This window comes from Prevotella sp. P3-122 (genome assembly GCF_002251365.1).
In the GTDB taxonomy this organism is placed as follows: domain Bacteria; phylum Bacteroidota; class Bacteroidia; order Bacteroidales; family Bacteroidaceae; genus Prevotella.
This window is the reverse complement of the sequence record NZ_NPJH01000024.1, coordinates 195,051-214,644: the sequence shown is the minus strand read 5'-3', so window position 1 is coordinate 214,644 and position 19,594 is coordinate 195,051. Positions and strand designations below refer to the sequence as shown.

Below are 19,594 nucleotides of genomic sequence, written 5' to 3'. Positions count from 1 at the left end.
TAGGAATATAGGCATCAGCCTAACCAATAGCATAAGCTCTTCCTTATTGGAAGGGCTTTTTTGTGCCCTTAGAGTTTGGTTTATGAGAATTGGCTATCTGATGAGGAAGAAACAAACAGCAGTGGAATGGCAAGAAACAGATGAAAACACCATCATTTGGTGCAAAAACGGCTCAAATGCATTGATATTACATATCAAATATGCACTTTTTCGCTAAAACATGACTGATTCTCAATTATTATCCTTATTTTTGCATCGTTTTAATGTATTGTTAAAATGTAGCAGAATGGAATTGAAAAAAGAAATAAGGATATTGGGCAGACGCTTTGAGGTGGAACCTCGTGCCAAGGAAAGCCTGAAAGGCATCACGGTTGGCGAGAAACTCTCATACCGTTTCTATGACGGCACATACCAAGGCACGCCCCTGCTGTTCGTTGAGCCCAAGAAAGGCAATCCCTCTCCACGGACTTGCGCCATCACGGGCAAGCGGTTGACCGAAGCCCTGGGAATGCCTGCGGTGTTCATCCTTGCGCCCGGCCCCACCTATGAGCGACACAGACTGGCGGACAAGGGGGTATTCTTTGTCATGTCCGAGGAATATGCCCACTTGCCAGGCATCATAGCATTGGAGAAGACAAGCAACAGGAAGATTGCCGAGGTATTGACCCCTGTGGCGCAATACCTCCTGCTCTATCACCTGCAGGTCGGCAGTCTCGAAGGAATGTCGCCAAGAGACATTGCGCCTTTGCTTCCATACTCCTACGAAAGCGTCACGTTGGGTGTCACCTGTCTTGAAGATGTAGGACTGTGTCAAAAGATTCAGAACGGACAGCGCAGCAAGGTAGTACACTTCGAGCTGAAGGGCAAGGAACTGTGGGACAAGGCTCAGAACGTCTTGCTGTCACCTGTGGAGAACCGCATCTTTTGCGATGACATACGCTTGGATGCGGAATACCCCGTATGCGGCATCAATGCCCTGGCACATTATTCCATGCTCAATCCCGACCGGGAACAGATGATGATGATGACGAGCAAGGAATACCGTGCCGTCAAGTCGGCTGATATCATGGAGAATCCCAACATCTATGACGGCAACTATATCATAGAGGTATGGAAATACCCTGTTGTCAGCAAAATGGGCGACAAAAGCCAATGGGTTGACCGCCTTTCCCTTGTCCTTTCGTTGAGAGAGGATGATGATCCGAGAGTGGAAAAAGAAGTAGAACGAATAATCAGTGAACAAAAATGGATGGGAATGAGCATCAAGGCTTCTCGCATGGGAAGCATCTGACCATATAGCCATCCACATTTTCTCATCCACCCTCTTTACAAGCTCTTCTTTATCGGAAGGGCTTTTTTTGTGCCCTTCGAGTTTGATTTTTGAGTATGATTGCAATTGTAATCAAAATTAGAGTTAAGATTTGGCTCTACAGAAAGACATTTCGGTTTAATATTGAAGAAAAGGTAGTTCCTTTGCACTGGCAATAAGCCAAATCATAGTAAAATCAAACTTGAAGATATGAAGTCATTTGTAATATTCGCCATTGTAGTGACCGTAATCTATGTCATCTACTATACGGTCATCATCGTGCAGGATCTGTATGGAAAGCCCAAGGACGAGAAGTCACAGGGCGAGTCGTTTGATGTCAGTGACATGACCGAGGAGGAAGAGTCGATAGCGGTCTGCGAGAGCGACGGCGGCTTCAGCGTAGGCGACAACCAGTATGAGACAGCCTACGAGGAGAAGCAGTTGGCAGAGCCTACAGAGGAGGCAGCCGCCACTGCGGAAGAAAGCAAGCCTCATGTGCTTGAAAAGATACAAAGCGCAATCGAAAAGAAGATGGAGGAAGTGAATACCACCTATTCCGACCCCATGTATTCGGAAGAATTGAACAACACCATCATCGCCCGCGGACTTCGACACAACGGACGTGACATGGTCAAGGTGGAATCACTCAATAATGAGATATGATGTCAAAAACAAGAAGTGCATTTCTATCATTATATGCCGCTTTAACCCCAGCTCTGGCCAGTGCTAAGTGTGGCAACGTGGACTACAGCTGGGGAGCGGACGCACTTGCGAGTGCCCATGACTATGCCGTGACGATGATGCTCTATATCGTTTATCTGTGCTATGCAGTGGCGGGCATCGTGGTCATAGTCAGCGCCTTGCAGATATATATAAAGATGAATACGGGCGAAGAAGGAGTGAAGAAGAACATCATGATGCTGGTGGGAGCCTGCCTGTTCCTCATAGGAGCGACCATCGTCTTCCCCGCTTTCTTCGGTTATCAGATTTGAGATACAGGTGATACGAGATAAGATAACTCAAAGTGTAACAAATTAAAAGGTAAAAAGAATGTTTGAAAGGATTAACAAGAAGGTGAAGGGATTCTTCTCTTCACAGCGCATGAAAACGCTCGCCCTGATGCTGCTTGTCGGCACCACCGCAGCAATGGCACAGAACGCAGCCGGCGACTACTCGGCAGGAACGACCGCGCTTACCACAGTGACGGAGGAAATTGCCAAGTATGTGCCTATCGTAGTGAAGCTCTGCTATGCCATTGCAGGTGTGGTTGCCATCGTCGGTGCGATCTCAGTTTACATCGCCATGAACAACGAGGAACAGGATGTCAAGAAGAAGATCATGATGGTCGTCGGCGCATGTATTTTCCTCATTGCAGCAGCCCAGGCACTGCCTCTGTTCTTCGGTATTGGAGGTTAAGCGCAGCGTGAGATTGCGAGTATGTAGAACGTTAAAACACTGACAGTTATGGCTGATACAAAGCAAGAACGGTTTCCGGACTATCCCATTTTCAAGGGACTGCAACGTCCATTGGAGTTCTTCGGGTTGCAGGGACGCTACATCTACTGGGCGGCTGCCACAGCGGGAGGATCCGTTGCGGGCTTCATCCTCGGCTACTGTATCTTCGGTTTCGTGGCAGGACTCGTGTTGCTTGTCCTCGCCGTGGCTGTCGGTGGCGTTCTCATCGTCATGAAGCAGCGCAAGGGCTTGCACAGCAAGAAGAGTGACAACGGCATATTCATCTATGCCTATTCCAAGAAAGTTTAAGGAAGAAGCCTATTGGGGCTGATTCCGAAAGAAAAGACTGTAAAACAAAAAAGAATCCATTATGTCCAAGTGGAATGTAATCTGTAATTTCAATTGAATGAAGGTGGGGGCATCACGTATGAGGGTGCGCCCGCCTTTTTGCGATTATTATTCAAAGTAAAAGAACAATGACCCTATACATCATACTCATATTCTCAGCCATCTGCGTGGGCATGGCCATCAGTGTCAAGGCATTCGGCACGGGAGGCAAACGCAAGCGCATCTTCCAGGACATCTACTTCTCCATTGAGGAAGTGGATGGCATCGGTGTGCTCTATACCAAGACGGGCGAATACTCTGCTGTGCTGAAGATGGAGAACCCCGTGCAGAAATACTCTGCCAATATCGAGGCCTACTATGAGTTCACCCACCTCTTCGCCGCCCTTGCCCAGACCTTGGGCGAAGGTTATGCGTTGCATAAGCAGGACGTGTTTGTGAGGAAGGCGTTCAAGGAAGAGAATGGAGGGAACCATGAGTTTCTGAGCCAGAGCTACTTCCGCTATTTCAACGGCAGACCGTTTACCGACAGCGTCTGCTACCTGACCATCACACAGGAGAACAAGAAGAGCCGCCTGATGTCGTTCGACAACAAGAAATGGCGTGATTTCTTGGTGAAGATACGTAAGGTGCAAGACCAGTTGAGGGATGCTGGCGTGAAGTCCCGCTTCCTCGGCAAGGCGGAAGCCAGCGAGTATGTTGACCGATTCTTCTCCATGAACTTCCGTGACAAGGTGGTGTCGATGACCAACTTCAATGTGGATGACGAGACCATCGGCATGGGTGACCGCCGCTGCAAGGTGTATAGCCTGGTGGATGTGGATTGCGCCAACCTGCCGTCGGTCATCCGTCCCTACGCCAATATAGAGGTGAACAACACCAGTATGCCTGTTGACCTCGTGAGCATCGTCGATAGCGTGCCCGGTGCCGACTGTGTGGTGTTCAACCAGATGGTGTTCGTGCCCAACCAGAAACGTGAGCTTGCCCTGCTCGACAAGAAGAAAAACCGCCATGCCTCCATGCCCAACCCCAGCAACCTGATGGCTGTGGAGGACATCAAGCGAGTGCAGGAGGTGATAGCCCGTGAGAGCAAGCAGCTCGTATATACCCACTACAACCTTGTGGTGGCAGTTAGCGGTGACACCGACATACAGAAATGCACCAACCATCTGGAAAACTCCTTCTCGCGCATGGGCATCCACATCAGCAAGCGAGCCTACAACCAGTTGGAGCTCTTTGTCAACTCCTTCCCCGGCAACTGCTATGGCATGAATGCCGACTACGACCGATTCCTCACCCTCGGCGATGCCGCCACCTGCCTGATGTACAAGGAGCGCATCGTGCATAATGAGGACACCCCACTGAAAATCTACTATACCGACCGCCAGGGCGTGCCCGTAGCCATCGACATCACAGGAAAGGAGGGAAAGGAGAAACTGACCGACAACTCCAACTTCTTCTGCCTTGGTCCATCGGGCAGCGGCAAGTCGTTCCACATGAACAGCGTGGTGCGCCAGTTGTGGGAGCAGAACACCGACATCGTCATGGTAGATACGGGTAACTCGTATGAGGGACTCTGCGAGTATGTGGGCGGCAAGTACATCGCCTATACGGAGGACAAGCCCATTACCATGAACCCCTTCAACATCAGCAAGAGAGAGCTGAACATCGAGAAGATAGACTTCCTGAAGAACCTGATACTGCTGATATGGAAAGGTTCGGAGGTGCAGATACCCGAACTGGAGTTCCGTGTGGTGGAGCAGTTGGTGACGGAGTACTATGACTTCTATTTCAACGGTGTGCAACCCTATCCATCCTCGCAGAAGGAGACACTGAGAAAGAACCTCTCGACGATGGAGAAGCGACGCGGCACAGAACTGACACAGATACACGACAAGGTAGAGAAACTCATCAAGGGACTGGAGGAGCGGCGCATGGCATTGGCAGTGAAGACCCTGTCGTTTGACTCGTTCTATGAGTTTGCCTGTGAGCGTCTCGACCATATATGCATCGAGAACAACATCACCACCATCGACTGCGACAACTTCGCCTATATGCTGCAGAACTTCTACCGTGGTGGCAAGTACGACAAGATTCTCAACGAGAACGTGGATAGCACCCTGTTCGACGAGACCTTCATCGTCTTCGAGGTGGATGCCATCAAGGAGAACAAGCAGCTGTTCCCCATCGTGACGCTCATCATCATGGACGTGTTCCTGCAGAAGATGCGACTGAAGAAGAACCGCAAGTGCTTAGTCATCGAGGAGGCATGGAAAGCCATCGCCTCGCCGCTGATGGCAGAGTACATCAAGTACCTCTACAAGACAGCGAGAAAGTTCTGGGCGAGCGTGGGCGTGGTGACACAGGAGATACAGGACATCATCGGCAGTCCCATCGTGAAGGAGGCCATCATCAACAACTCCGATGTGGTGATGCTGCTCGACCAGAGCAAGTTCCGTGAGCGATTCGACGAGATCAAGGCGATATTAGGCTTGACGGATGTGGATTGCAAGAAGATATTCACGGTCAACCGCTTGGAGAACAAGGAAGGAAGAAGTTTCTTTCGTGAGGTGTTTATCCGACGGGGATCCACGAGCGGAGTGTATGGTGTGGAGGAACCGCATGAGTGCTACATGACCTATACCACTGAGCGAGCCGAGAAGGAGGCGTTAAAACTCTATAAGCGAGAACTGAAATGCAGCCATCAGGAGGCTATTGAGCGGTATTGCAGGGACTGGGATGCCAGTGGTATCGGGAAGTCGCTGGCATTTGCGCAGAAGGTGAATGAGGCGGGACATGTGCTAAATCTGACGGACGATGGAGCCACTATCCGTTGACGCGCCGAGCACGGGGGCTGATGGACGGAAACGGAAAGCCCGGAATAGACGGAAAGCCCAAATGCCCGAAAGCAAAACTTTCGGGAACGGACGGAGCAGTGAACGGAGAGACCAAGACTTGCTTGGGCTATCCCGAGTCGCGTCGGACGGAGGCAAAGCCAACGGTGGCTGAGTAGTAGATGCTATCTGTAGTGAATACTACCAATAGTAAATACTACAAGTAGTAAAGTAGTGGAATAGTAAAGTAGTAGAAACGTAAAGTAGTGAAGCAATGAGACGTTTACACCTTATTATAATATATATGTGTCTTACGCTTGTCGTGGGAAAGGTTCATGCGCAGTATTACAGCGTGAACTATGACAAGCAGACCGTTGCCGCCATGGCTGCCGCATTCGGTGCTGGAGCTATGGCAGAGAGCTATTATAACGAGCAGGTGGGCGAAATCTTGAAGCACTACAATGCCGCTGAGGTTGCCACTGCCGGTATATTCGCCGCCAAGTTCTTGGAGCGCAAGGCCTTCACAGACCTTGGCATCTGGAGCAGCAGCACAGAGAATTACTATTACCGCCGTATCCACAATATGGTGGCGAACAAGATTATGCCCAAGATATGGACGGTGGCAGGCATGATGCTGAAAAGTCCGCAGACCGCCCTCTACTGGGGCAGTTATCTGATGAAGATTTGTGCCGACACCAAGTCGCTGTGCATGCAGTTTGAGAGTGTGGTGACCAACAGCAGCCTGACCTTTGCCGACATCCAGTTCTTGGAAATCAACCAGGAGATAGCCGCCATCCTCAAACTCTCGGAGATTGGCAACGTGGATTGGCAGCAGCTGTTGGACGACATTGCCAGTGTGCCTGGCAACTTCACCGTAGAGAATCTAGCCGCCGACATCGAGACACTTTACAACATGGGGGCATCGTTGGCTACGGCAGGCATCAACTCCGCGGATTCCCTCTTGCAGAAAAGTGCCTTCAACGACCTTTTCAATGGCAAGGTGAGCAAAATCATCGACATCTATGACAACTACCATGACCTCTATGAACAGGCAGAGAACGGCATTGGCAGTACCCTTATCAGTCTGGTGGGAGGCCATGACAGCATCGCCAACCTCTTTGCCCTCTCCAACTACAACATCACTTCGTGGATGACTGACTATCTGAGCGAGACGCAGGGCAACTACTATACGCAGCGTTGGTACATCGCCCGACGAGACCAGGGCAGTGTGAGCCTCTGTGACTACTATCCGCCGACCGATGACAACAACATACTGAACGGTGACCATTGGTATCGTATCAATACCACCGACCCCAACTTCTACCCCAGCAGCACACAGCGAGAGCAGATATTGGTCAACTCGGAAAACCATGCAGGATGGAGTCGCAGCCGTGTGCAGCAACTCAACGCCCAGAACGAGGGCTTCACCTATACGATGAACTATTGGATGTCGTCGTACATCATCAGCCGTGGCGGCAAGCAGACCAAGAAAGCATACGCATACGAGATACACGTTACCAAGAGTTGGAACAACGTAGAAGAGGTGTATGAGGATGTCTTCGACTCCTACAGCATGGATCTGAATACCTTCAAGCGTCAGTTGCAGGCACGCCTCTCGGAATATAACGACAACAAAGAAGGCTATGTCTATTACATCGGCAGTGACGCACGCCGTTACTACCAAGCCACCGATGCCGCCAAGCTGAAGGGCGTGGAGAGCGTTACCATCAGCGTCACCTGTTCGGACGGTGTCACCCTCGGACAGGGCAGCACGCAGTACAAGTGCCGTGAGTGCGGCGGTTCGCTCAATGCCCACAGCAAGGAATGCGCCATGAGGACAACCGTATCAGAAAATAATCTCGACCTATCGGAACTGGACGAGAAGGAACGTGAAGCAAGCAGCAAGATAGCCCTGTTGGAGGCGCAGATAAACCAGTTGGAGACAGAGAACAAAAACCTGCTCACGCAGATTGCCAATGCCTCCGTGGAGGAAGCCCCAGCCTTGCGGCAGCAGTACAATGCCAACAAGACCAAGATAGACAACCTGAAGAAGGAGTTGGCTTCATGGCAGCAGCAGTTGGCAGACATACAGGATGCCAAGAGTGAGGCGGCTAATGACAATGCCACCGCCACCGATGACTACTACCGCATCCCTGCCATCATGCAGGATGTGAAGTCTGCCTACAACCTCACGTGGCAAGGAGCCGGTTCGTGGAACGGCTATACCTACGTGCGTACTGCTACCATGCCCAACATCAACGGCATTATCACCTTCAAGGCGACACTCTCCATTGCAAGGAAGCCCAAGTACTTCCTTGGCATCAAAATACACCGTGCGATACTGCAAATATCATGGGAGCTGACCTCGGAATACACCGACACGCAGGTGGTGGATGTGCTCACCCTCGACCCGAATGCCTCTGACGAGGAGAAGACGAGGCAGGTGAATAACCGTATCTCGGAGATAGCCCGGGAGTTCCCATCGTGCAGCATCACCACGGAGTATGCCAAGAGCGAGGCGACACAGACCGCAGACAATGACGATGTGATACATCTGCTCTGGTCGAGTGACCGCCTGGAGATAGCCCGTGAGGTGGACAGCCGTATCACCAAGATATATGCCGACTTGGTATCATTGGAGAAGATGATGCACTACAAGCGCAGCATCATTGATGTGCTGATGGACATTCTTCCTTCAATCGACGCAGAGCAAGGTCGCAGAAGGACACTCATTGAAGAGTGCTACGAGCGATGGCGTGAGAATGCAGACCCTAACAGAGGGGATAGTGAAGATAACGAGAACGAAAACTGAGGGAGGAACAAAGAATGAGACATACCATCATTATATCTCTCTTGCTGATTACCCTCTTCCCCAAGACAGCCTTGGCGCAGTGGGGATTCGATGCGGTATCGGTGGAAGCATACATCAACGACCACAAGAAGCAGCGAAGCCTCTTGCTGGCACGCAGCACACTGGAGTACAGCAACCAACTGCTGCATGAATACAGCAGTGAAGAGGTGGGAAAGTACAAGGAACTGAATGTGGATTTGGACAAATACACCCGTGCCTTTGACATCATCGACGTGATGTACCAGTCGTTGCGCACAGTGCTGAATGTGAAGAGCACCTACCAGACGGTGAGCGACCGCATCAGTGACTACAAGAATCTGTTGGAGGACTTCACTGATAAGGTCATAAAGCGGAAACACATCGAACTGGCGGACACGATGCTCATCAGCATCAACAAGAAAGCCATCGACAACATATACAACGAGGGAAACCAACTCTATCATAGCGTCAACGACCTCGTGTTGTATGCTACAGGAGCGGCAGCCTGTTCCACCTCCGACCTGCTGATGGTGTTGGACAACATCAACAACTCGTTGGACCTGATAGAAAAACACCTGAACCAAGCCTACTTCCAGACATGGAGGTATGTGCAGTTGCGCATGGGCTACTGGAAGGAGAAGGTGTATCGCACCCGGACGAAGGAAGAGATACTCGAAGATGCCTTCAGCCGATGGAAGGTGGCAGGAAAACTTGACTATTGACGGATTGCAAACAAAAGAAGAATAGATATGAAGAAGACAATGATACTCATTATGGCGGCAGTAGCCACCACCTCAGCCACAGCCCAAAGCGTAACCTATAACCACGACTCATCGAAGCAGAACCAGATAACGGTGATGGAGACAGGTGGCGGTTCTCTCACCCCTGAGTTCTATTATTGGCTGTTGCACAACAGCTACAAGAAGACGGCGGCAGAGAAGAACAAGTTGGGCTTCCGTACCCTTGCCGGCATCAACCTATACAACCAAGTGGATGATGCGGAGAAGATAGACTCGGCCCTGACCAAGCGTGCAGAGGTGGAAGCCCTAAACGTAGCCGACCGACAGATAGACCTCGCCTGGCTTGCCGAGAGCAGCAAGATTAACGGTCAGTTGGACAAGATGAAGGCGAACATTGACCATATCATCCCCACAGGAGGCACCATCAATGACAAGCGTCGGTGGGAGGAACTATACAATATGTACCAGTGTGCAGTGAAATCCACCAAGGATGCCTATATGCCCAATGCGCAGAGGAAACGACAATATCTGAGCATCTATGCCGACCTGACGGCACAGAACGAGACACTACTGAAATACCTCGTTCAGCTCAACACCCAAAACCAGACCACCGCTCTCCTGGCAGCCACCAACGACCGTGTGGTGCATAAAGGCAGCATCATCAGCGATGCGAAGAGCCGTTGGCAGGAGAACATAAAGGGTGTGAGGAGCTCGACAGAGTCTGACAGCGATGATGCCAACGATGGTGACGGTGAAGAAAGCGTAAACAGATAAAAAACAATAATTATTATGGCAGACAACATACTCAGCGATTTCGGCATCAACATCCTCGAAGAGGAGATTGATGATGTGATATTCCAGACCAACGAGTTCCTGACCGATGCCACCTTCACAGGCTCACAGGGGCCATTCTGGTGGATTCTCCAAATGTGTATGGCATTGGCGGCACTGTTCTCTATCATCGTGGCGGCAAGCATGGCTTACAAGATGATGGTGAAGAACGAGCCTTTGGACGTGATGAAACTGTTCAAGCCCTTGGTGGTGAGCATCATCCTTTGTTGGTGGTACCCACCTGCTGACACAGGCATGACCAACAGCGGCAGCAGCTGGTGCGTATTGGACTTCCTATCCTATATCCCCAACTGCATCGGCAGTTACACCCACGACCTCTACGAGGCAGAGGCAACACAAATCTCCGACAAGTTTGAGGAGGTGCAGCAGTTGGTTTATGTCAGAGACTCGATGTACACCGACCTTCAGGCACAAGCCGACGTGGCGCACAAAGGCACCTCAGACCCCAACCTGATAGAGGCGACGATGGAGCAGACGGGCGTGGATGAAGTGACCAATATGGAGAAGGATGCCAGCAAGCTATGGTTCACCTCACTGACGGCAGGGGCTGTGGTGGGCATCGACAAGATTGTTATGCTGATAGCCCTGATTGTGTTCCGCATCGGTTGGTGGGCGACGATATACTGCCAGCAGATATTGCTCGGCATGCTCACGATATTCGGTCCGATACAATGGGCGTTCTCCCTCTTGCCAAAATGGGAGTCATCATGGGCAAAGTGGCTAACCCGTTATCTGACAGTACATTTCTACGGAGCCATGCTCTACTTCGTCGGTTTTTACGTCCTGTTGCTCTTTGACATCGTGCTCTGCATACAGGTAGAGAACCTAACTGCGATAACTGCCAGTGAGCAGACGATGGCAGCCTATCTGCAAAACTCGTTCTTCTCGGCAGGCTATCTGATGGCGGCAAGCATCGTGGCGTTGAAGTGTCTGAACCTCGTGCCCGACCTTGCGGCATGGATGATACCAGAGGGCGACACCGCCTTCTCAACCCGAAACTTCGGCGAGGGTGTGGCGCAACAGGCAAAGATGACGGCTACGGGAGCCATGGCGACAGTGATGAGATAACAACAAATAAATATATGTATTATGGTAATCAAGAACTTAGAAAACAAAATCAAACTGGTTGGCATCATCTGCTCTGCCTTTCTCGTGGGCTGCATCATCATCTCGGTGTCGAGCATCTGGACGGCACGCTGCATGGTGACGGATGCGCAGCAGAAGGTGTATGTGCTAGACGGCAATGTGCCCATACTGGTGAACCGCACCACGATGGAGGAAACGCTGGATGTGGAGGCAAAGAGCCATATCGAGATGTTCCACCACTACTTCTTTACGCTTGCTCCCGATGACAAGTACATCCGTTATTCGATGGAGAAGGCGATGTATCTGGTGGACGAGACGGGCTTGGCACAGTACAACACGCTGAAAGAAAAGGGATTCTACAACAACATCATGGGTACGAGTGCCGTGTTCAGCATCTTCTGCGACAGCATCAAGTTCAACAAGGAGAAGATGGAGTTCACCTACTACGGTAGGCAACGCATCGAGCGAAGGAGCAATATCCTGATGCGTGAACTGGTGACGGCGGGACAGGTGAAGCGAGTGCCAAGGACGGAGAACAATCCTCACGGATTGCTTATCACCAACTGGAGAACCTTGCTCAACAAGGACATTGAGCAGAAGTCGAAGTCAAACTTCTAATATCGCAGCGGTATGAGTGTAAAAGGAATCAGACGGATGCTTGTGGGCGAGGATATGCCCGACAAGAACGACCCCAAGTACAGGGAGCGGTATGAGAAGGAGGTGGCGGCAGGGCGCAAGTTTGCCAAGACCACGAGGATAGACCGTGCGGCGGCTAAGGTGCAAGGCTTCGCCAACGCCCACAAGACGCTGTTTCTCGTCATCGTGTTCGGCTTTGTCGCCACGTGTTTCGGCATCAACATCTACAGGATGGCGAGGTACTACGGTCATCGGACGGAGGCGGCAAGTGCCATCGAGCGGCAGGAAGGGCGCATGAAACAATTGATGGATGCCGCCCACTGCACGGTTCCTCCCGTGACGCATCGGGAGGACAAGGAGGAGCAAGACAAGTCAGTAACATCAAAATCAGACAGCGATGAGAATAACAGATAAGATAAACTTCCGTCAGCCGAAGTACATGCTGCCAGCCATCGTGTACATCCCGTTGCTTGCCACAGGCTATTTTGTCTTTGACATGTTCAATACGGAGGTGGCGGAAACGCAGGACAAGAACCTGCAGACCACCGAGTTTCTGAACCCAAACCTGCCCGGAGCGCAGATCAAGAACGGTGACGGCATCGGCGGAAAATATGAGAACATGGCGAAGTCGTATGGTCGCATAGATGACTATTCGGCGGTGGATAACATTGAGCGTGACAACGAAGAAGAGAAAGAAACGTATGAATCCAAGTACACAGAAGAAGACCTTGCGGAACTCGTCCGTCAGGCAGAAGAGAAGGACGATGCAGCCGAAGTGGCCGATGCCAAGGCGCGAGAAGCGGAAGCACTCGAAGCACTCAACAAGGCACTCGCCGAAGCGAGGCTGAGAGGTCAGTCAACAGTTGCTCCCGTTGCCCAGGACACCACACAGGCTGAACAGCCCAAGGAGCAGATTGAGGTGAAAGGTCAGATTGCCGAGGACAGCAAGGCAGTGAAGGCATTGGACGAGGAGGACAAGGCACAGGAGGTGGTGAAGAAGGTGAAGGTGACTTCCGACTATTTCAACACCCTGACTCAGAACGAGCATGAGCCGAAGCTCATCAAGGCCATCATTGACGAGGACGTGAAAGCCACGGACGGGTCGAGGGTGCGGTTAAGACTGCTTGATGACATCGAGATTGGTGAGACCGTGGTGAAGAAAGGGTCGTACCTCTATGCCACCATGAGCGGTTTCGGTTCGCAGCGAGTGAAGGGCAGTATCAACTCCATCTTGGTGGATGATGAGCTGATAAAGGTTTCGCTCTCGCTCTATGACACAGACGGACTAGAGGGATTGTATGTCCCCGGCAGCCAGTTCAGAGAGACAACTAAGGACGTGGCGAGCGGTGCGATGCAGAACAACATGAACATCGACCAGACGGGAGCGAACAACAGTTTCTCGCAATGGGGCATGCAAGCCGTAACCAATGCCTACCAGAAGACGAGCAACGCCATCAGTAAGGCTATCAAGAAGAATAAGGTGAAGCTGAAGTATGGGACGTTTGTGTATCTGGTTAATGGGAAAGAGAAAAGGAAATAGACACTGCCCGAAAGCAAAACTTTCGGGAACGGTGGCTCATAGAGTATAAACATCAAAAAATCAAGGATTATGAATATTATTCAGAAAATCAACATCTGTGCGTTGCTGTGGCTGAGCGTGTTGTCAGCCAAGGCGCAGACCACCTATGAAGAGATGGAGCAGCTGACGGTCAACGACCAAGTGACCACCGTCATCACCGCCTCCGAACCCATCCGCTTTGTCGATATATCCACCGACAAGGTGGTGGGCGACCAACCCATCAACAACACCATCCGCCTGAAGCCCAAGGACAACGTGTATGCCGACGGCGAGGTATTAGCGATAGTGACCATCGTGACGGAACGCTACCGCACACAGTATGCCTTGCTATACACCACGAGGATGCAGGAGGCGGTGACCGACAAGGAGATAGAATGTTCGGAGCGCAATGCCTACAACAACCCGGCTGTGAGCCTGTCCACTGCCGATATGACCAAGTATGCGCGTCAGATATGGTCATCAGCTGCCAAGTTTCGCAATGTGGCGACGAAGAAGCACCGCATGGTGATGCGCCTGAACAACATCTACAGCGTGGGCGAATATTTCTTCATCGACTTCTCCGTGGAGAACAAGACCAACATCCGCTTCGACATCGACGAGATGAGAGTGAAGCTGTCGGACAAAAAGCAGAGCAAGGCTACCAATGCGCAGATAGTTGAACTGACCCCAGCCCTTGTGTTGGACGATGCAAAGGCCTTCAAGTATGGCTACCGCAACGTGATTGTGGTGAAGAAGATGACTTTCCCCAACGACAAGGTGCTGACCATCGAGCTGTCGGAGAAGCAGATAAGCGGACGCACCATCTCGCTCAGCATCGACTATGAGGATGTGCTGTCTGCCGATTCGTTTAACCATATACTGTTGGAGGAAGAATGATGAAAATGAAGAGTGAAGAAACAACGTTCGGCGGCCAAAGGGAAAGCCAATGTAGAATGAAAAAAAGGCTTGCGCATACCTTGTTGCTGATAGTTATCTGTTTTATGGCAAGCATGACTCCAGCAATAGCGCAGCAGAATAGCGACCGCATATCCTTGGGCTTCGGATGCCTGTATGAGCGAGGACTGGAAGTGACGCTATCCTATGAGCATGAGACCAAGTATCACAATGCGTGGGAGTATTTTGCCAACGGATATATCAAGTGGGACGAGTGCGCCTCGTGCGGTCATGTGTGTCCTGAGAGTTTCTGGAGCAACTACCGCAGTTATGGCTTCGGCTTCGCCTACAAGCCCTGTGTGGCGAGGGGACGCAACCACCATGGCAACATGCGCATCGGAGCATCTGCAGGCAGTGATACCGACAGGTTCTTGGGCGGCATCCACCTCGGCTATGAACATAACTACACCTTGCGCCACGGCTGGAAACTGTTTTGGCAGGTGAAGACCGACGTGATGATTAAGGGCGAAGACCTGTTTAGAACGGGTATTGTCTTGGGTGTGAAACTTCCTGTAAAATGACTATGCGTATGAAGAAGCTATTATCAATTCTTGCAGTTGCGGCAACGGTGTTGCTGACTGCCTGTGACGAGCATCAGGACTTTCCCGACACCGCTATGAAGGTCACTCATATATTGACCACTGACGGCAAGGTAATGCCCTACGAAACCTACGAGCAATCGGGCAAGCAAGCCATTGCCGTGGTGTTCAACATCAACCAGAGGGAAGAGATGGAGGGGAACGGATATGCCGTCTATCTGTGGGACATCGCTCCCGAATCCTTTGCCGACAGCATCGGTGTAGAGCAGGACACCTCCTGTGACCTCACCGCCTATGACGGCAACGCCAACACCTTTGCCCTCTATGGTACGACCGATGTGAAGTCGCCTTTGGCTGAGCGTGTCTTCGACCTGTGGCGTTATGGTCAGAGTGCCTATATCCCCAGTGTGGCGCAGATGCGTCTGCTCTATCATGCCAAGGACATCATCAACCCCTACATCCTGAAATGCGGCGGCACGCCCATCCCCGATGAGGATGATGACTGTTGGTATTGGACTTCAACGGAAGTAGAAGGACAAGCGACCGCCAAGGCATGGCTCTACTCCCTTGGCAGCGGTGCTATACAGGAGACTCCCAAATGGCAGCCGCATAAGTCGAGAGCCATCATCACGATAATGGATTAGCCCATATACAGACATCAAGTATCACCCGTATCATCATCAAAGTACAACAATTAAAAAAGAAAAAGCATGAAAAAGAATTTGTTTCTAATGTTGGGACTTGGAGCCGTGCTCCTCACGTCCTGTGACCAAGACATCGTCAATGAGATTTACCTGCCCGGTGGCAGCGGTTCGGTGGTAGTGACCGACAGCACATCGACCAAGCAGCTGCAGGTGTTCACAAATCTGGAGATGCTGCAACCTGCCGTCTCCACACGAGCCGTGGACAATCAGTGGGAACTCAATGACATGATTGGCATCTCTTCCACAGGGATGATCAACAACATGAAGTTCACCCGAAACGGCAGCACGAATCAATTTGTGTCAGCCAGCAAGGTATTTTTCACGGACACTGACACTCACACATTCAATGCCTACTATCCTTACATGGCAAGTCCTACTAACGATATCATAGAGTTCCAAGTGCCGGAAGCAGCAGTACAGAGTGAGCAGAAGGTCAATGATTTCCTGTTTGCCAATGGAACGGCATCATACGCCAGTCCGAGCCTTACATTGAACTTCACCCATCAGATGGTGCGTGTCATCATCAAGGTCTATACCTCACCCGAATACGGTTTCACCACCAACGATTTTGCAGGAAGCCTACTCACGTTCATCGGTTATTTTGACAGCGGTACTTTCAATATCAAGACCGGAAAGGTGGAATGCAGTGACGAGTCTGTGACGACCTATTATTTCGGCGACCCTCAAAGTGACCACATGGAATATACGCTTTATGTTCCTGCACAGGTTATGCCGGACATGACATTGCAACTGAGTAATGGGGAGAACTTTGTATTCCTCACAAACGACACGTGGAAAGCAGGTCATTCCTACAGCTATTCATTGAAGCCTGTGCGTAACACCCTGGAGGTTATATCAGCAACTATCTCTCCGTGGACAGTAGAGTCTGAGAAGACCATCAACGGCTACGAATAAAACTTAAAAGAGGATTGGAGGGTGTCCACCGTGGCATCCTTCATCCTTTTGTACTCAATCATAAAGCATCATCGAAAAGTAAATGGAAGAAAGCAAAGAGTTACAGGGTTTTTACAAGATATTCAGGGCGGTGATATATGTCTCCATACTGATGGAGTTCTTCGCCTACGCATTAGAGCCCCAGCAGTTGGACTTCCTGGGCGGCGTGGTGACGGACATCCATGGGCGCATCAAGCGGTGGATGATATACCATGACGGCAACCTCGTGTATAGCAAGGTGGCCACGTTCCTGCTGATATGTATCACCTGTGTGGGGACGAGAAACAAAAAACATCTGGAGTTTGACGCTCGTAGGCAGGTGCTTTACCCGTTGGTGTCGGGCGTACTGCTGATTGTGTTGTCGGTATGGCTGTTCGGCTATTCCATCATGCCCCGTCTCTATACCCTTAGATTAAACACTTGGCTCTACATGCTCACTTCCATCATCGGTGTGGTGCTGGTGCATATCGCCCTCGACAATATCTCCAAGTTCCTGAAGGAAGGACTGCTGAAAGACCGCTTCAACTTCGAGAATGAGAGCTTCGAGCAATGCAGGGAGTTGCAGGAGAACAAGTACAGCGTGAACATCCCCATGAGGTACTACTACAAGGGCAAGTTCCGCAAGGGCTGGGTGAACATCGTCAATCCGTTCCGTGGCACATGGGTTGTGGGTACTCCTGGTTCGGGTAAGACCTTCTCCATTATTGAGCCGTTCATCAGGCAACATAGCGAGAAGGGCTTTGCGATGGTGGTGTATGACTACAAGTTTCCCACCCTCGCCACCAAACTCTACTATCACTATCTGAAGAACAAGAACGCCAAGGACAGCAAGATGCCCAACGGCATGAAGTTCAACATCATCAACTTTGTGGATGTGGAGTATTCGCGAAGGGTGAACCCTATCCAGTTGAAGTATATCAACAACCTTGCCGCTGCGAGCGAGACCGCCGAGACCCTGTTGGAATCCCTGCAAAAGGGAAAGAAGGAAGGTGGCGGTGGCAGCGACCAGTTCTTCCAGACCTCTGCCGTCAACTTCCTTGCCGCCTGCATCTATTTCTTCTGCAACTATGGCAAAGAGCCCTACGACAAGGACGGAAAGATGCTGATAGCCGAGCGGCGTGAAGACCCGAAGACGAAGCGGCTAATAGCCACAGGACGTGTGTTCGACCATTCGGGCATGGAGGTGCAGCCCGCCTATTGGTTGGGCAAGTACAGCGACATGCCTCATATTCTGTCGTTCCTCAATGAGAGTTATCAGACCATCTTCGAGGTGTTGCAGACCGACAATGAGGTCGCCCCCTTGCTGGGTCCGTTCCAGACCGCCTTTGCCAACAAGGCGATGGAGCAGTTGGAGGGAATGATAGGCACCTTACGTGTCTATACCTCCCGTCTTGCTACTAAGGAGAGTTATTGGATATTCCACAAGGATGGTGATGACTTCGACCTGAAGGTCAGTGACCCGAAGAATCCGAGCTATCTGCTGATTGCCAACGACCCAGAGATGGAAAGCATCATCGGTGCGCTCAATGCATTGATTCTCAACCGCCTCGTGACGAGAGTGAATACAGGTCAAGGCAAGAATGTGCCTGTCAGCATCATCGTCGATGAGTTGCCGACCCTATACTTCCATAAAATCGACCGACTGATTGGCACTGCCCGAAGCAACAAGGTGAGCGTGGCTTTGGGCTTCCAGGAGCTACCGCAGTTGGAAGCCGACTACGGCAAGGTGGGTATGCAGAAAATCATCACCACCGTGGGTAATGTTGTGAGCGGTTCGGCTCGTGCCAAGGAAACCCTCGAATGGCTGTCGAGTGACATCTTCGGTAAAGTAGTGCAACTCAAAAAGGGTGTGACCATCGACCGTGACAAGACCTCCATCAACCTCAATGAGAACATGGACAGCCTTGTGCCTGCAAGCAAAATCTCCGACATGCCCACAGGTTGGATATGTGGACAGACCGCCCGTGACTTCGTAGTCACCAAGACCGGCATGAACGGAAGCATGAATATTCAGGAGAGCGAGGAGTTCAAGACCTCCAAGTTCTACTGCAAGACCGACTTCGACATGACGGAAATCAAGAAGGAGGAATCGGAGTATGTTCCACTCCCTAAGTTCTATAAGTTCAAGAGCAAGGAAGAGCGAGAGCGCATCCTCTACAAGAACTTCGTTCAGGTTGGGGAGGACGTGAAAGCCATGATCAAGGAGATACAGCAGTTTCGTACACTCACCTAAAAGTAATCATCAAAAGCAGTGAGAATCATTATAACCATCATCACATTCGTCCTCACCATTGCCGTGGCTCCCGCACAGAGTCACGGCATTTATAAAATGCCCCCATTCGAGCGGGCAGTCTGTTGCATCAAGTTCTTTGAGGGACTACACCAAGCCAAGGATTATCCCTATATCGGATATGGCCACCGCATCCAGCCCGGTGAACATTTCCGTCTTCCACTTACCCGAAAACAAGCCGATGCCCTGCTCCGCCGTGACCTCCGCAAGCTCTGCAAAATGTTCCGCTCATACTGCAAGGACAGCCTTCTCCTTGCCACCCTTGCCTATAATGTCGGTTATGGTACCCTCATGGGGCACGCCAACCACCCGAAAAGCCGTCTCGTTCAAAAGATAGAAAGCGGCGACCGAAATATTCACAACGACTACATCCGCTTCTGCCGCTATAAGGGGAAAGTAGTTCCATCTATCAGAAAGCGTAGAAAGGTAGAATTGCTATTGTTGTATCAGAAATAGTAAAACAGTGCCCAATTTTCCATTATATTGCCTAAAACGCAAAAAAAATGCA

20 protein-coding genes are annotated in these 19,594 nt (G+C 50.9%); all 20 read left to right on the top strand.

Features of this window, described 5'->3' with window-relative positions; translation table 11 throughout:
- The first annotated feature begins 286 nt into the window (after positions 1–286).
- The 20 genes from CIL02_RS05035 (at position 287) to CIL02_RS04945 (ending at position 19,542) form a co-directional block, all read left to right on the top strand.
- Positions 287–1,291 (top strand): hypothetical protein, encoded by a 1,005-nt coding sequence (locus CIL02_RS05035; protein WP_094399565.1) that lies wholly within the window; start codon positions 287–289, stop codon positions 1,289–1,291.
- A gap of 228 nt (positions 1,292–1,519) precedes the next feature.
- Positions 1,520–1,972 (top strand): hypothetical protein, encoded by a 453-nt coding sequence (locus tag CIL02_RS05030; protein ID WP_094399563.1) that lies wholly within the window; start codon positions 1,520–1,522, stop codon positions 1,970–1,972.
- The gene (locus CIL02_RS05025; RefSeq protein WP_005812854.1) at positions 1,969–2,301 is read left to right on the top strand and encodes a DUF4134 domain-containing protein; all 333 of its coding nucleotides are present in this window, start codon (positions 1,969–1,971) and stop codon (positions 2,299–2,301) included. Before CIL02_RS05030 ends, CIL02_RS05025 begins: the two co-directional genes overlap by 4 nt.
- A 58-nt stretch (positions 2,302–2,359) precedes the next feature.
- Positions 2,360–2,725: a DUF4134 domain-containing protein gene (locus tag CIL02_RS05020; RefSeq protein WP_007837354.1), complete on the top strand. Its 366-nt coding sequence runs from the start codon at positions 2,360–2,362 to the stop codon at positions 2,723–2,725.
- A gap of 48 nt (positions 2,726–2,773) precedes the next feature.
- Complete coding sequence (locus tag CIL02_RS05015) at positions 2,774–3,073, top strand: DUF4133 domain-containing protein (protein ID WP_094399561.1); 300 nt, start codon at positions 2,774–2,776, stop codon at positions 3,071–3,073.
- Positions 3,074–3,240: 167 nt separating this feature from the next.
- On the top strand, positions 3,241–5,946 hold the full coding sequence (locus CIL02_RS05010; RefSeq protein WP_094399559.1) for a TraG family conjugative transposon ATPase: 2,706 nt from the start codon (positions 3,241–3,243) through the stop codon (positions 5,944–5,946).
- A gap of 20 nt (positions 5,947–5,966) precedes the next feature.
- Complete coding sequence (locus tag CIL02_RS16270) at positions 5,967–6,122, top strand: hypothetical protein (protein ID WP_158215499.1); 156 nt, start codon at positions 5,967–5,969, stop codon at positions 6,120–6,122.
- Between the two features lie 95 nt (positions 6,123–6,217).
- Positions 6,218–8,755, top strand: coding sequence for a hypothetical protein (locus CIL02_RS05005; RefSeq protein ID WP_170935017.1), 2,538 nt, complete (start codon positions 6,218–6,220; stop codon positions 8,753–8,755).
- Between the two features lie 14 nt (positions 8,756–8,769).
- The gene (locus CIL02_RS05000; protein WP_094399555.1) at positions 8,770–9,495 is read left to right on the top strand and encodes a hypothetical protein; all 726 of its coding nucleotides are present in this window, start codon (positions 8,770–8,772) and stop codon (positions 9,493–9,495) included.
- 27 nt (positions 9,496–9,522) lie between these two features.
- Positions 9,523–10,287, top strand: coding sequence for a DUF5045 domain-containing protein (locus tag CIL02_RS04995; RefSeq protein ID WP_094399553.1), 765 nt, complete (start codon positions 9,523–9,525; stop codon positions 10,285–10,287).
- A 15-nt stretch (positions 10,288–10,302) separates the two neighbouring features.
- Complete coding sequence (locus CIL02_RS04990; RefSeq protein ID WP_094399551.1) at positions 10,303–11,433, top strand: hypothetical protein; 1,131 nt, start codon at positions 10,303–10,305, stop codon at positions 11,431–11,433.
- 21 nt (positions 11,434–11,454) lie between these two features.
- Positions 11,455–12,069: a conjugative transposon protein TraK gene (gene traK / locus CIL02_RS04985; RefSeq protein ID WP_025830775.1), complete on the top strand. Its 615-nt coding sequence runs from the start codon at positions 11,455–11,457 to the stop codon at positions 12,067–12,069.
- A 12-nt stretch (positions 12,070–12,081) separates the two neighbouring features.
- On the top strand, positions 12,082–12,501 hold the full coding sequence (locus CIL02_RS04980) for a hypothetical protein (RefSeq protein WP_094399549.1): 420 nt from the start codon (positions 12,082–12,084) through the stop codon (positions 12,499–12,501).
- Positions 12,485–13,627: a conjugative transposon protein TraM gene (gene traM, locus CIL02_RS04975; protein WP_094399547.1), complete on the top strand. Its 1,143-nt coding sequence runs from the start codon at positions 12,485–12,487 to the stop codon at positions 13,625–13,627. The genes CIL02_RS04980 and traM overlap by 17 nt, the downstream gene beginning before the upstream one ends.
- A 69-nt stretch (positions 13,628–13,696) precedes the next feature.
- Positions 13,697–14,542 carry a conjugative transposon protein TraN gene (gene traN / locus CIL02_RS04970; RefSeq protein ID WP_094399545.1) on the top strand — a complete coding sequence of 282 codons (846 nt, stop codon included), beginning with the start codon at positions 13,697–13,699 and terminating at the stop codon, positions 14,540–14,542.
- A 104-nt stretch (positions 14,543–14,646) separates the two neighbouring features.
- Positions 14,647–15,120: a hypothetical protein gene (locus CIL02_RS04965; protein WP_240513529.1), complete on the top strand. Its 474-nt coding sequence runs from the start codon at positions 14,647–14,649 to the stop codon at positions 15,118–15,120.
- Positions 15,121–15,128: 8 nt separating this feature from the next.
- On the top strand, positions 15,129–15,782 hold the full coding sequence (locus CIL02_RS04960) for a DUF1566 domain-containing protein (protein ID WP_170935016.1): 654 nt from the start codon (positions 15,129–15,131) through the stop codon (positions 15,780–15,782).
- A 66-nt stretch (positions 15,783–15,848) separates the two neighbouring features.
- A complete protein-coding gene (locus CIL02_RS04955) occupies positions 15,849–16,757 on the top strand; it encodes a fimbrillin family protein (protein ID WP_094399541.1) in 909 nt (302 codons plus the stop codon).
- An 82-nt stretch (positions 16,758–16,839) separates the two neighbouring features.
- A complete protein-coding gene (locus tag CIL02_RS04950) occupies positions 16,840–19,029 on the top strand; it encodes a type IV secretory system conjugative DNA transfer family protein (protein WP_094399539.1) in 2,190 nt (729 codons plus the stop codon).
- 96 nt (positions 19,030–19,125) lie between these two features.
- Positions 19,126–19,542 carry a glycoside hydrolase family protein gene (locus CIL02_RS04945; protein WP_094399635.1) on the top strand — a complete coding sequence of 139 codons (417 nt, stop codon included), beginning with the start codon at positions 19,126–19,128 and terminating at the stop codon, positions 19,540–19,542.
- Positions 19,543–19,594 lie beyond the last annotated feature (52 nt).